Here is a 13,248-nt window from a genome sequence, read left to right as displayed (position 1 = left end):
GCACTCATCCCGACACTGGAGGTTCCATGCCCAAGGGCTACTGGGTCAGCGTCTACCGCACCATTTCGGACCCCGACAAGCTGGCTGCATACAACAAGCTGGCCCGTCAGGCCGTCCAGCCCTGGGGCGGCCGTACCTTCGTCCGTGGCGGTCGGGTCGTGGCGTATGACGCCGGAATCGCCGAGCGCACCGTCCTGGTCGAGTTCGACAGCTTCGAGCAGGCCGTCGCGGCACGCGAGAGTGCGGCCTACCAGGAGGCGCTGGCCGCCCTCTCCGACGGCGTCGAGCGCGACTTCCGCATCGTCGAGGGCATCGACTGACCGAGGTCCGGCCGGATCTTCACCGAAGTGCCCGAACTCCTCGTGCCGGCCGACCGCACACCTACAGCTGCCTGGCCCGTGGACTCCTCCTGGAAGAGGAACTCCGGGACACCCGTTTCCCGGCCCGGCGGGGAAGATCTTCGGACGGGTCGAGAACGTTGATTCTGCAGGAGGTCGTACATGCGTGCCATGCGGTACGGGAGGTTCGGCGGCCCCGAGGTCCTGGAGGAGGCCGAGGTGCCGGACCCACTGGCCGGGCCGGGCGAGACTCTTGTCCATGTGGAGGCCGCGGGAGTCAACTTCGGCGACATCAAGCAGATCGCGGGCGAGCACACCGACGGTCCGTACGCTCCCCGAGGTCCGCTGCCCCGTGTCCCCGGTATGGAGGTCGTCGGCCGGACCGCGGACGGCCGGCGAGTCCTCGGCTATGTTCCACAGGGCGGTTACGCCGCCAAGGCGGCCGTCGCCGAACGCCACCTGGTCGCGTTACCGCAGGGAGTGGGTGCGGGCGAAGCGCTGGCAGTTCTTGTACAGGGGCTGACGGCGTGGCATCTGCTGCGGTCGGTCGCGCGTGTCAGGCCCGGTGAGAGCGTGGTGGTCCATGCCGCCGCGGGCGGGACCGGCAGTCTCCTCGTGCAACTGGCCCGGGAGTTCGGGGCTGGACGGATCATCGCCACGGCGTCGTCCGACGACAAACGCGTCCTCGCTCTGGAGCTCGGCGCGGACGTGGCGATCGACGGCCGGGCGGAGGGCTATCGGGAGCGGGTCGTGGACGCCAACCACGGACACCCGGTCGACATCGTCCTGGACGCCATCGGCGGCCCCGTCCTCGACGCCGCCCTGGACACCCTCGCACCCCTCGGGCGGCTGGTGACCTACGGAGCCTCGTCCCGGCAGGCGGCCTCGGCGATCGAGCCGGGCCGGCTGGCGGTGGACAACATCACCGTCGCCGGCTTCTGGGTCGTCCCGCTCATCGCCCGCAACGGTGCCGGTGGTGCGGAGCTGGCGGAGCTCCTCGACCTCACGGCGCGGCGTCGCCTGCGGCCCCTGGCCGGCGCGGAGTACGACCTGGCACGGGCCCGAGACGCGCACGAAGACCTGCTCGCCCGCCGCACGAAGGGGAAACTGGTCCTCCGCCCTTGACGACGAACGCCCGTCTTGCCACCGGACGGGCCCCACGGCCGGCCCGCGCGGTCACCCACTGGTCTCTCACCCGCCACGACGCCCTGCAAACGGACCCTAGTCCTTCTTGGCGTACTCCTTGGCCATGCTGCCCGCGAAGTCGTACACCACGCACTGCTCGTCGCCGACGACCCATGCGTCGTGACCGGGCGCGCAGACGAACACGTCACCGGGTCCCACTTCGCTCTCCGCGCCGTCGTCCATGCGGATGTGCATACGACCGGAGACGACATAGCCGTTGTGGTGGATCCGGCAGCTGTCCGTCCCCGCGATCGGGGCCACGGACTCGGACCAGCGCCAGCCCGGTTCGAAGGTGGCCACGGCGAAGTCCAGCCCTGTCATATGGACGGCTTCCAGGTGGCCTCGGGGATAGTCGCGCCGCTCGTCCGGCTTGTCGAGCGTCTTCACTTCCAGCATGACGCTCCTCCTCGGTGAGGTTTGCTTCCATCGTCCGTCCGCCCTCCGGGGGGCGCCATTCAGCGGGTGGCGCCGCCACAGAGCTCCACGAAGCGTCCGGCGTCGATGTTGCCGCCGGAGATGACGACACCGACGCGCGGGGGAAGCGGACCCACTGCGCCGGTGAGCAGCGCGGCCAGCGGGGTGGCGCCGCTCGGCTCGACGACGATCTTCAGGCGCTCGAAGGCGAACCTCATCGCGTCCCGGATCTCGTCGTCGCCGACCAGGACGACCTCGTCGAGGAGCCGTCGGTTGACCGAGAACGTCAGCTCTCCCGGGGTGTGCAGGGCCTGACCGTCGGCGATGGTGCGCGGGACCGGGATGCTGACGCGCCGGCCGGCTTCCAGCGAGCGCTTGGTGTCGTCCCCGGCCTCGGGCTCGACGCCGATGGTCCGGATGCGGGGGTGCAGCCCCTTGGCCGCCGTGGCACTTCCGGCCATCAGCCCGCCGCCGCCGACCGGCGTGAGCAGCGCGTCCAGCTCCCCCGCCTCTGCGAGGAGTTCGAGGGCCGCCGTGCCCTGCCCCGCCATGACGTGCGGATGCTCGTAGGGCGGAATGAGGGCGAGGCCACGGTCGGCGGCGAGGGCCTCGGCGATGGCGACGCGGTCTCCGGTGTAGCGGTCGTACGTGACGATCTCGGCGCCGTAGCCGGCGGTGGCGGCCCGCTTGGAGGGCGGGGCGTCCTCCGGCATGACGATGACGGCGGTGGTGCCCAGCTCCCGGGCGGCCAGGGCGACGGCCTGGGCGTGATTGCCGGAGGAGTAGGCGGCGATGCCCCGGGACAGCTGCTCCGGGGTGAGACGGGAGGCGGCGTTGTAGGCGCCGCGGAACTTGAAGGCGCCCACGCGCTGGAAGTTCTCGCACTTGAGGAACACCTCGGCTCCGGCGAGCGCGTCCAGGGTGCGGGAGCGCAGCACGGGCGTGCGGTGGGCGACGCCCTCGAGCCGGGCGGCGGCGTCGCGGACGTCGTCGAGAGTGACCGGTGGGGTGGTGGTCGTCACGCGGATCCTCCGGTGGAAGGGTCGTGGGCTGCCCGGGCCCGGGACAGGTAGTTGTAGGCGGAGGCGCGGGAGATGCCGAGCCGGGCTGCGACCTGTTCGACGGCGCCGCGCACGGCGAAGACCCCGCGGGTGTCCAGCCCCCCGAACAGTTCCAGGCGCTCCGCGCGGTCGAGCTCCGCCCAGCTGCCCCGCTGCCGGGACCGGTGGGCGTCGACGAGGGCGTCGACCACGGAGTCGATGTCATTGCCGAAGGTGGTCGTCGGGAGCTCCGCCGGAGCGGCGGCACCGACTCCGGCGAGCGCCCCGAGCAGGTCGTGGACCTGGGTGACCGCGCCGACGTCCACGTTGATGCAGAGGGCGCCGAACACGGCTCCCGTGGAGTCCCGGAGCACCATCGTGGAGGACTTCACCGGTGTGCCGTCGCGGGTGCGGCTGACGTAGTTCAGCTCGTCGGACGCCTCGTCGCCGCCGGCGAGGACGCGCATGCCGATCTCGCTCATCGCGCCGCCGACCGTACGCCCGGTCACCGCTCCGGCCACCGCGACCACCGATCGCTCCGGGATCCGGTAGTCGTGCAGCACGACGTCGCAGACCGGCCCGAAGGTCGCCGCGATCCCTTGTACGACCGGCTTCAGCGCGGCGAGGATCGCGTCCCGCTCGGCGCTCAGAGCGTCACCCACGTTCGCCCCCTCTCACGTCACCACTTTAGACCAGAAGTCCAATGTCTGGATAGTCAGTCCAGGAATCTCCAACAGTTGGCAATGGTTTTCACATGACTTCGACCGCATAACGCTTCTGACATTCATTCCCATCTAGCGTGATGCCTGCCGACGGCCTTCCCGTCTACGACCTTGCTGCACGCCCGTCCTGGAGGAGCCATGTCCCTGTCCACGTCCCGCCGCGTCGCGCTGCTGACCAGCGCGTCACTGGCCCTGCTCGCGGGCTGCGGCAACTCGTCGGACTCCTCCGGCGGCAAGGGCACACCGGCCCGCGTGGCCGTGGTCGCCTCCACCGACGTCTGGGGCGACATAGCCCAGCGCGTCGGCGGCGACCACGTCGACGTCACGTCGGTCATCAGCGACCCCGACCAGGACCCGCACTCCTACGAGGCCGACCCCCAGAACCAGCTGGCCCTGGCCAAGGCGAAGGTCGTCGTCGAGAACGGCGGCGGCTACGACGACTTCGTCGGCCACATGCTCAAGGGCGGGCACAACGACTCCGCCGAAGTGATCGACGCGGTCGAGGTGTCCGGCAGGACCGCGCCCCAGGGCGGCGAACTCAACGAGCACGTCTGGTACGACTTCCCCACCGTCGCCAAGGTCGCCGACCGGATCTCCGCCGCCCTCGCGAAGGCCGACCCGGGCGACGCCACCGCGTTCACGAAGAACGCCGCAGCCTTCAAGGCGAAGCTCGCCCCGCTGGAAGCCGAGGAAGCGCGGATCAAGAAGGAGCACGGCGGTGAGGGCATCGCCATCACGGAACCGGTGCCGCTCTACATGACCGAGGCGAGCGGCCTGGTGAACCGGACACCCGCGCGATTCAGCGAGGCGATCGAGGAGGGCGACGACGTCTCCCCGCGCATCCTCCAGGAGAGCCTCGCGCTGTTCAGCGGCAAGAAGGTGAAGGCCCTGGTCTACAACGAGCAGACCTCCGGCCCCCAGACCGAGAAGGCCGAGGCGGCGGCGAAGGCGGCCGGCATCCCCGTCGTGCCCGTGACCGAGACGCTGCCCAAGGGCAAGGACTACCTCGGCTGGATGACCGCCAACGTCGACGCGCTCGCGAGCGCGCTGGCCAAGTGACCCCGATGGCCCGGCAGGACGGCACGCCGGTCATCTCGCTGCGCGCGGCCGCCCTGTCCTACGGCGACCGCATGGTGTGGAGCGACCTCGATCTCGACGTGGGGCCCGGGGAGTTCCTGGCCGTGCTGGGCCCCAACGGCGCCGGCAAGACCAGCTTCGTCCGGGCGCTGCTGGGCCGTCAGCCGCTGTCCGCCGGCACACTGACCGTCCTCGGCCGGCCGGCGCGCGAGGCCGCCCGGCACATCGGCTACGTCCCGCAGCAGGCGGCCCTGTCCGCGCAGGCCGTGCTGCGCGCCCGGGACCTCGTCCGGTTCGGCATCGACGGCCACCGTTTCGGGCCACGGCTGCGCACCGGCGGCATCCGCCGCAGGGTGGACGAGATCCTCGAGTCGGTGGGCGCCTCGGCCTACGCCGACGTCCCGCTCGGGATGCTCTCCGGCGGCGAACGGCAGCGCGTGCGCATCGGGCAGGCCCTGGCGACCGACCCCCGTCTCCTGCTGTGCGACGAGCCGCTGCTGTCGCTCGACCTGCACCACCAGCGGGCCGTCACCGAGCTGATCGACGCCCGGCGCCGCTCCCACGGCACGGCGGTCGTGTTCGTGACGCACGAGATCAACCCGGTGCTGGGCATGGCCGACCGGGTGCTGTATCTGGCCCCCGGCGGCCACCGGACCGGCACCCCGGAGGAGGTGCTGACCTCGGAGTCGCTGTCCCGCCTCTACGGCACGCAGGTCGACGTGCTCCGCGTCCGGGGCCGGGTGGTGGTCGCGGGGGCTCCCGACGAGACGGCCGGCCCGCCGCACCACCCCGAGCAGGCCCACGAGAGCGACGGAGTGCGCACATGACACTCGCCGACGGGATCTGGCACCAGATCTTCGACTTCACCGACTACGGCGAACTCCTCGCCCTGGTCCGCAACTCCCTCGTCGCCGGCGTGGCACTGGGCCTGGTGGGCGGGCTGGCCGGGGTGTTCGTCCTGATGCGGGACCTGCCGTTCGCGGTGCACGGCATCAGTGAGCTGTCGTTCGCGGGCGCCTCGGCGGCCCTGCTGCTGGACGCGAACATCGTGGTCGGCTCGATCGCCGGTTCCCTCCTGGCGGCCGGTGCCATCGGCGTCCTCGGGTCCCGGGCCCGGGACCGCAACTCGGTGATCGGCATCATCATGCCGTTCGGCCTGGGACTCGGCGTGCTCTTCCTCGCCCTGTACAAGGGGCGGGCTGCCAACAAGTTCGGGCTGCTCACCGGGCAGATCGTCGCCGTGGACACCCCGCAGATGTCCTGGCTGCTGGGCACGTCCGTCCTGGTGCTGGTGGCCCTGACGGTCATGTGGCGTCCGCTGGCCTTCGCCAGCACGGATCCGGACGTGGCGGAGGCCCGCGGAGTGCCGGTGCGTGCGCTGTCCTTCGCGTTCATGCTGGTGCTCGGGCTCGCGGTCGCCCTGTCGGTGCAGATCGTCGGCGCGCTGCTGGTGCTGTCCCTGGTCGTCACCCCGGCCGCGGCGGCCTCCCGCGTCACCGCGTCGCCGCTGCTGCTGCCCGCGCTGAGCGTGGTGTTCGCCGTGGTCTCCATCGAGGGCGGCATCCTGCTCGCCCTGGGCAGCAGCATCCCCATCAGCCCCTACGTCACGACGATCTCGTTCACGATCTACGCGGTGTGCCGGGTGGCCGGGCGGTTCCGGAACCGGCGGTGGGGCGCGCGGCGCGCGGTGGTGCGGGCGGCCTGAGCACCACGCCTCACCGCTCGAAGACCACCTGACCGTCGAACACCGTGAGATCCACCTGAGCCTGAGTGATCTCGTGCGGGTCGAGGTCCAGCAGCGGCCGGTCCAGGACGCACAGGTCGGCGGCCCGGCCCGCTTCGAGGGTGCCCTTCCAGTCGTCCGCGAAGTCCTGCCAGGCGGCGGTGGAGGTGTAGGCGCGCAGGGCGTCGGCGAGGGGGACGCACTGCTCGGGGCCGCTGGTACGGCCGCTGGCCTTGGACTCGCGCAGCATCATCGCGGCCACGCCCTGGCGCCAGTCGGGCTCGGTGATGGGGGCGTCGGAGCTCGCGCAGACCCGTACGCCGGCGTCCAGGGCGGAGCGCACCGGCCACTGGTAGGCGGAGCGTTCGGGGCCCACGAGCTCGTCCATCAGGTCGGAGATGGTCCACTTGATGGCGGGGTTCATGTTGACGCCGTAGCCGTGCGCGGCGAGCTCGGCCAGGCTGCCCGGGCTGATGAAGTCGCCGTGGATGACGTAGTGGCGGGCGTCCGGTCGGGGCGCGGCCGTGTTCGCGGCGAGGAAGGCGTCCACCACGAGGTCGATGGCCCGGTCGCCGGTGACGTGCACGCCGAGCTGGAAGCCGGCCTCGTGGCCGAGCCTGATCATCTCGCGCAGTTCGTGCACCTGGAGCGCGGGCGTGTCGCCGTGCACGCACAGGGCGCCGTGGCCGCCGTCCGGGTACGGCTCGTTCATCCACGCCGTGCGGTTGGGCGGGACACCGTCGGCGAAGATCTTGACGCCGATGGCGCGCAGCAGCCGGGGGTCGGCCGACTCGGGGCGGCGCAGTTCGGCCAGCCCCCGGCGGACGTCCGCGGCGGAGCCGCCCATGGGGGCGGGCAGGAGCAGGACGCTGACGCGGGCCCTGAGTTCGCCGCTCGCGGCGAGATCGGCGTAGGCGTTCCAGTTGTCGGTGCTCAGGCCGCCGAAGAGGGAGTCCGCGCCGCCGGGGCCGAGGCCGGGTTCGGTGTAGCTGGTGATGCCGCGGGAGTGCAGTTCACGGATCACGCCCTGGATGGCCCGGCGGCGCTCGGCCCGGGTCGGCGCGGGGAGCTCGGCCTGGACGAGCCGTGCGGCGGCCTCGCGCAGGATGCCGGTGGGCCTGCCGTCGGGGTCGTGGTCGATCACTCCGCCGGGCGGGGCAGGGGTGCCGGCGTCGACGCCGCAGCGGCGCAGCGCCTCGGAGTTGACCCACACCATGTGCGAGGAGAAGTCGGTCAGGCAGACCGGGTGCTCGGGCGCCACCGCGTCCAGGTCCCGCCGGTGCGGGAAGCGGCCCGGGTCGGCGAGGCACTCGGCCAGGTAGCCGGGGTCCCAGCCCAGGCCGATGATCCACCGGCCTGCCGGTGTCTCCCGTGCCGCCCGGCCGACCGACGCGGCGACGTCGGCGAGGGAGGCCACCGCAGGGTGGCCGACGTCCAGGGCGAACGGCGGTTTCGTCATGCCGTAGGCGGCGCCGTGCAGATGGGAGTCGTTGATGCCGGGCAGCACGGTCCGGCCGCCCAGTTCGACGACCCTGGTGCCGGGCCCGGCCAGGGCACGCATCTCCGCGTCGCTGCCGACGGCCAGGATGTCCCGGCCGCGCACGGCCACGCCCTCGGCGACCGTGAACCCGGCGTCGACGGTGAGGACCTGACCGCCGGTCAGGACGAGGGTGGGGGCGGTGTCGCCCACGGATGCGGTGTCGCTCACGGATGACCTCGTTTCGGAGGGGGGAGGGTGGATCAGCGGCCGGTGCGAGGTGCGAGGTACGCCAGGGCGGCGCCGGCCACCAGCGCGGTGCCCTGGGCCATCTGCTGCCAGAACGTCGGCACGTTCAGCAGGGTCAGGCCGTTCTGCAGGCCGCCGAGGAAGAGCACGCCGAGCAGGACGCCGAGGATCGAGCCGGAGCCGCCGGTGAGGGCGACGCCGCCGAGCAGCACCGCGGTGAGCACCGTCAGTTCGAACCCGGCTCCGGAGGTGCCGGCCACCGCGCTGTCCAGCACCGACGCCTTGATGGCCCCGGCCAGGGCGGCGGCCGTGCCGGTGGCGACGAACAGCGCGAAAGGGGTGCGCCGGATGTGGATGCCGGAGAGGTGGGCCGCATCCCGGTTGACGCCGATGGCGAAGACGTGCCGTCCGGCCGGGGTGAACGCCAGGAACAGGGCGCCCGCGGCCAGCACGAGCGCCGCGATGACGACCGGGGCGGCGATCCCGGCGAGGCGGGCCCCGCCGATCCAGGCGAACCCGGGGCCGAAGCCGCTCAGCGGCAGTGGGAACAGTTGCTGCGCCAGACCGCGCACGGCGGTCAGCATGCCCAGGGTGACGATGAACGCGGACAGCCCGAACCAGCAGCACAGCATGCCGTTCACGGCCCCGACCAGGGCCCCGGCGGCGAGCGCGCCGAGCAGGGCGACGACGGGCGACTGGTGGTGCTGCCCCGCCAGCCAGCCCCCGACCAGCCCGCCGAGGGCGAGCGTGGAGCCGACCGACAGGTCGAGGTAGCCGCTGATGACGAGCAGGGCCAGCGGGACGGCGACGATGGCGAGGGTCGCGGCGTCGGTGGCGATGCCGCTCAGGTTGGCCGGGTCGAGGAAGCTGCCCGTGGTCAGCTGGAAGACCAGCACCATCGCGACGAGCACGACGAGGAGCGGGTTGCGGCGTACGGTGGCGAGCCCGCCCGCGGTGATCGGGCGGGCTCGCCTCGAAAGGGCCGGGTCGGCGGTGGTCATGCTGCTCCTTCTGCGGTCAGGGGGTCGTGAACGGCCGACAGCAGGGCCTGTTCGGTGAGTTCGGCGCCGGAGAGTTCGCCGACGATCCGTCCCCGGGCGACGATCAGGCAGCGGTCGGCGAGCGCCACGATCTCCTCGGGGTCGCTGGAGGCGAACAGCACGGCGGTGCCGCGCTCTTCGGCGAGGGTGGACACCACCCGGTAGATCTCCTGCCGGGCGCCCACGTCGACGCCCTGGGTCGGCTCGTCCAGCAGCAGCACGTCCACGTGCCGGGCCTCGTTGATCCACCGGCCGAGGACGAGCTTTTGCTGGTTGCCGCCGGAGAACGCGCCCGCCGCCAGCCCGGGCCGGGCCGGTCGCAGCCCGACCGCGTCGGCCAGCGCGCCGAACACCCGCCGCTCGGAGCGCAGCGCCCGCACCCCGAAGCGGGACAGGGGGCGGACGGAGGGGAGCAGCGCGTTGTCCTGCGCGGTCATGGTCGGGAACAGGCCCTGGGCCCGCCGGTCCGCCGGGACGAGCGCGATCCCGGCGGCGAGCGCGTCGGCCGGACGGGACGGACTGACGGTACGGTCGCCGACCCGCATCGCGCCGGCGGTGGCGCGGCGCCTGCCGTAGAGGGTTTCCAGGACGCGGGTGCGGCCGGAGCCGATGAGCCCGAACAGACCGACGCGTTCGCCTGCGGCGACGGTGAGGTCGACGGGGCCGAAGCCCGGTCCTCGCAGGGCGTCGACCGCCAGCCGGGGCCGGCCCTGCGCCGCCCCGGCCGCCGCGGGCGCGGCGTGCGCGTGCTGCGCCCGGGCGTGGCCAAGGCCCTGAGCCCGCGGGCGCGCCTGCGCGGACGCGGCCTGCTGTGCGTCCGGCGCCTGATCCCGGCCCCGGTCCTCGGTCCGCGGCCGGGGCCGGACGCTCCGGGCCTGCGGGTCGTCGTGCGGGCGTGGTCGCACGTGCTGCGTCTCGTCCTGCGGGCGTGGTCGCACGTGCTTAGCCTCGTCCCGCGGGCGTGGTCGCACGTGCTGCGCCGGTGAGCCGGCGATCGCCTCCACCAGTTCCCGCCGCGACCGCCCCGCCACCGTCGCGTGGTGGGCCACCCGCCCGTCCCGGAGCACGGTCACCGCGTCCGCGAGTCGTTCCACCTCGCCCAGGAGGTGGGTGACGTAGACGATGGCGAGCCCCTGGGCGCGCAGGTCCTCGACGCGCTCCGCGAGGGCGTCGGTCTCCGTGCCGGACAGGGCGGCGGTCGGTTCGTCGAGGACCAGGACGGCGGCGCTGCGGCTGAGGGCCTTGGCGATCTCCACCAACTGGCGCTGGCCCATGGGCAGATCAGCCACCCGGTCGCGTGGGGAGCACTTCGCGGCCACACGCTCCAGCAACCCGGCGGCGACCTCCTCCTGGGCACGCCGGTCGATGCGGCCGTGCCGGGTCCACTCCTGGCCGAGGAAGATGTTCTCCGCCACGGTCAGAGCGTCGACCACACTCAGCGTCTGGAAGATGATCGCCACGCCGGACGCGATGGACTCGCGCGGCGTGAGCCGGGTGTACGACGTCCCGCCGACCTCGATGGTGCCGGCGTCGGGCGGGTAAGCGCCGCCCAGGCACTTGATGAGGGTGGACTTTCCGGCGCCGTTGTGTCCGAGCAGGGCGTGCACCTGCCCGGCGGGGACGGTGAGGTCGACACCGTCGAGGGCCCGGACGCCGCCGAAGGACTTCGTCAGGCCGCTGATGCGCAGGTTCGTGGTCGTCATGGCGTCGGGCCTAGGCGTTCTGGGCGAGCAGGGCGTCGATCCGGGCCGTGTCGGCGCGCCGGACGAGTGTGATGGGCACCTGGGCGCTCGGGTTCGCCTTCCCGGCGGCGACCGCGCGCGGCACGTCGACGACGGCAGCGGCGATGTCCTTCGGGGCGAGGGCGGCGGAGGCCCGGTAGAAGGTGCCCTGCTTGACGGCGAGGAGGGAGGGGACGGAGCCGTCCTGGCCGCCGACGAAGGTCCTGGCGTCGTCCTTGGCCCGGCCCGCCTGCTGGAGGGCCTTGAAGCCGCCGTACGCGGCGGCGTCGGTGACGCCGAGGACGAGGTTGAGGTCGGGGTGCTTGGCGAGGATCGCCTTCGTCTTCGACAGGCCGGTGTCCGGGTCGATGGACTGCTCCCGCGCCACCACGTCGACCCCGGGCGCCGCCTTGGTGAACGCGTCGATCATGCCCTTGGTGCGTTCGCGTCCCAGCTCGATGGTGTCGTCCGTGAGGAAGGCGATCTTGCCCTTGCCGCCGAGGTGCTCCTCGGCCCACTTCGCCGCCGCCGCGCCGAGCAGGGTGCCGCCCTCGCGGAAGCTGAACCGGATGTCGGCGCTCTGGTGCTGCAGGGAGCCGCCGTAGGTCACCCAGATCAGTCCGGCGTCGCGGGCCGCCTTCGCGAGGGGTTCGGCGGCCTCGAACACCATGGGGAAGGACACGATCGCCGGGACCTTGCGGGCGACCCAGGTGTTGAGGTTGGTGGCCTGGGTGTCGGCACTGGCGTTGTCGCTCGTCGTCAGAAGCGAGATGCCGTGCCGCTTCGCCTGTGCGGTGGAGAGTTTCACCAGCGTGGAGTAGAGCGGGAGCTGGGTGAAGGGGTAGTCGAGGCCGATCCTGGTCAGACGGGTGCCGGCGGAGGGTGCGGGCTCGGCCGAGGCGGCGGTGTTCTCCGGTGCCGAGCATCCGGCGGCGGACAGGGCGGTGGCGGCGGACAGGGCGAGGAAGTGTCTGCGCGAGGCGGTGTACGGGGGTGGGGTCATGGCGGGGCCTCTCCGAGGGCGGGCCCGACTGGGGCGTCCGGCTGTGCCGAACAGGAAAGACCTGCCGGGCTCGCCGCACCATCCGTACAAATACCGACTGCGGGTGGGCCGGATGCCGGTGAGCACCCTTGCCGGGCCCGGACGGGAGCCGTATCGTTAGGCCCCAAACGACATTGTCCGAGCCGTCCGGAGGCTCGCCATGACCAGCCACCACCAGATCGCGGCGGCCGCCCGCATCGGCATGCTCACCCGCGAGCGCGACACGACCTCGGCCTCCGCGCAGGCGCTGGCCGAACTCGCCCGCGCGCTGCCCCTGGACGCGGCCACCCTGCTCACGATCGACCCGCTGACCGGCTCCCACGTGCAGATCGCGAGCATCGGCTACACCGCCGAAGCCTCGCAGGCCCTGGCCGGGGAGTTCGTCGCGACCCCGTGGTACCGCAACGTCGTACGGCGGGATCTGCCGCCGTCCATCTCGGAGGACGCCGAGGACACCGAGGACGCCGGGCCCCGCTTCCGGCACGGCTGGTTCTACGCCGAGCGGGTCCGCCCCGCCGGTTTCCGGGACGGTGTCACGGGTGCGCTGCGGCAGCGGGGCCGGCTGGTGGGTCTGGTGCACCTGTCCACCGAGAGCGCGGACGCCTACGACACCGAGGCGCGGCGGCTGCTCGCCTCCGTGATTCCCGCCCTGGCCGCCTTCGCCGACCCGTTGACGCACGCCGGTGACCTGCACGGCCTGGCGGGAGAGGACGCGGCGAGCCTGGTCACCGGCGACGGCCGCGTCGTCGACCTGCCCGGCCGGGACCGGCCCCTGGTCCTGCGGGAGGAGGGCGGGTTCGGTGCGCTGCTCGACGCCTTCGCCGGCACCGGAGGGCAGCGGCTGCGGCTGTTGTGGCCGGCCGGTGGAGGCTGGCGGCGGGTCGTGCTGCACCGGCACCCCGCCAGGCCCGGCCTCGCCGCGGACGCGGTGCTGGTGCGCGAGACGCCCACGGAACTGCCGTACGGGCTGAGCCCCCGGGAGCTGGAGGTGCTCACCCGGGCGGCCACGGGGCAGACGAACCAGGCGATCGCGCAGGCGCTGTTCCTGTCCCCGCGGACCGTGCACAGCCATGTCGAGCACTTGTTGCGCAAGACCGGCTGCGCCTCCCGCGCCGAGGCCACCGCGCTCGCGGTGCGGGACGGGGTGCTGCGGCCGGACCCGGATCACCTCGCGCGGTTCGTCGAGCGGTGATCCGGGGCGTCAGATCGGCGCTACGGGT

At 72.8% G+C, this 13,248-nt stretch carries 13 protein-coding genes; 6 read left to right on the top strand and 7 right to left on the bottom strand.

Annotated elements, in window-relative coordinates; all coding sequences use genetic code 11:
- The first annotated feature begins 26 nt into the window (after window positions 1–26).
- Window positions 27–320 (top strand): DUF1330 domain-containing protein, encoded by a 294-nt coding sequence (locus ACFCXS_RS21220; protein WP_376644898.1) that lies wholly within the window; start codon window positions 27–29, stop codon window positions 318–320.
- Window positions 321–500: 180 nt separating this feature from the next.
- Window positions 501–1,463, top strand: a complete 963-nt coding sequence (locus tag ACFCXS_RS21215; protein WP_376644897.1) for a zinc-binding alcohol dehydrogenase family protein — start codon at window positions 501–503, stop codon at window positions 1,461–1,463.
- Between the two features lie 96 nt (window positions 1,464–1,559).
- Here ACFCXS_RS21215 and ACFCXS_RS21210 read toward each other — a convergent pair whose 3' ends face one another.
- From ACFCXS_RS21210 to ACFCXS_RS21200, 3 genes are read right to left on the bottom strand one after another with little or no spacing between them, the layout of a single operon-like run.
- Entirely contained in the window at window positions 1,560–1,919 is a 360-nt protein-coding gene (locus ACFCXS_RS21210; protein ID WP_053673613.1) for a cupin domain-containing protein, read from the bottom strand.
- Window positions 1,920–1,978: 59 nt separating this feature from the next.
- Entirely contained in the window at window positions 1,979–2,959 is a 981-nt protein-coding gene (locus ACFCXS_RS21205; RefSeq protein ID WP_376644896.1) for a pyridoxal-phosphate dependent enzyme, read from the bottom strand.
- Window positions 2,956–3,639, bottom strand: a complete 684-nt coding sequence (locus ACFCXS_RS21200) for a transcriptional regulator (protein ID WP_376644895.1) — start codon at window positions 3,637–3,639, stop codon at window positions 2,956–2,958. The genes ACFCXS_RS21205 and ACFCXS_RS21200 overlap by 4 nt, the downstream gene beginning before the upstream one ends.
- A gap of 198 nt (window positions 3,640–3,837) precedes the next feature.
- On the opposite strand from ACFCXS_RS21200, the gene ACFCXS_RS21195 reads away from it, so the two are divergent.
- From ACFCXS_RS21195 to ACFCXS_RS21185, 3 genes are read left to right on the top strand one after another with little or no spacing between them, the layout of a single operon-like run.
- Entirely contained in the window at window positions 3,838–4,758 is a 921-nt protein-coding gene (locus ACFCXS_RS21195; protein WP_376644894.1) for a metal ABC transporter solute-binding protein, Zn/Mn family, read from the top strand.
- 5 nt (window positions 4,759–4,763) lie between these two features.
- Window positions 4,764–5,603 (top strand): metal ABC transporter ATP-binding protein, encoded by an 840-nt coding sequence (locus ACFCXS_RS21190; RefSeq protein WP_376644893.1) that lies wholly within the window; start codon window positions 4,764–4,766, stop codon window positions 5,601–5,603.
- On the top strand, window positions 5,600–6,481 hold the full coding sequence (locus ACFCXS_RS21185) for a metal ABC transporter permease (RefSeq protein ID WP_376644892.1): 882 nt from the start codon (window positions 5,600–5,602) through the stop codon (window positions 6,479–6,481). Before ACFCXS_RS21190 ends, ACFCXS_RS21185 begins: the two co-directional genes overlap by 4 nt.
- Window positions 6,482–6,491: 10 nt before the next feature.
- Here ACFCXS_RS21185 and ACFCXS_RS21180 read toward each other — a convergent pair whose 3' ends face one another.
- Genes ACFCXS_RS21180 through ACFCXS_RS21165 form a run of 4 tightly spaced genes read right to left on the bottom strand, consistent with a single transcriptional unit; the run spans window position 6,492 to window position 11,989 of the window.
- Window positions 6,492–8,189, bottom strand: a complete 1,698-nt coding sequence (locus ACFCXS_RS21180) for an amidohydrolase (RefSeq protein WP_376644997.1) — start codon at window positions 8,187–8,189, stop codon at window positions 6,492–6,494.
- 50 nt (window positions 8,190–8,239) lie between these two features.
- A complete protein-coding gene (locus ACFCXS_RS21175) occupies window positions 8,240–9,226 on the bottom strand; it encodes an ABC transporter permease (protein WP_376644891.1) in 987 nt (328 codons plus the stop codon).
- A complete protein-coding gene (locus ACFCXS_RS21170) occupies window positions 9,223–10,968 on the bottom strand; it encodes a sugar ABC transporter ATP-binding protein (protein ID WP_376644890.1) in 1,746 nt (581 codons plus the stop codon). The genes ACFCXS_RS21175 and ACFCXS_RS21170 overlap by 4 nt, the downstream gene beginning before the upstream one ends.
- Window positions 10,969–10,978: 10 nt before the next feature.
- Window positions 10,979–11,989, bottom strand: coding sequence for a sugar ABC transporter substrate-binding protein (locus ACFCXS_RS21165; RefSeq protein ID WP_376644889.1), 1,011 nt, complete (start codon window positions 11,987–11,989; stop codon window positions 10,979–10,981).
- A 199-nt stretch (window positions 11,990–12,188) separates the two neighbouring features.
- Here ACFCXS_RS21165 and ACFCXS_RS21160 point away from each other — a divergent pair, with 199 nt between their 5' ends.
- On the top strand, window positions 12,189–13,220 hold the full coding sequence (locus tag ACFCXS_RS21160; protein ID WP_376644888.1) for a response regulator transcription factor: 1,032 nt from the start codon (window positions 12,189–12,191) through the stop codon (window positions 13,218–13,220).
- Window positions 13,221–13,248: the final 28 nt, after the last annotated feature.

Source organism: Streptomyces sp. NPDC056373 (genome assembly GCF_042262425.1).
Lineage (GTDB): Bacteria > Actinomycetota > Actinomycetes > Streptomycetales > Streptomycetaceae > Streptomyces.
The sequence above is the reverse complement of the archived record's forward strand: the minus strand, read 5'-3'. Positions and strand labels throughout refer to the sequence as shown.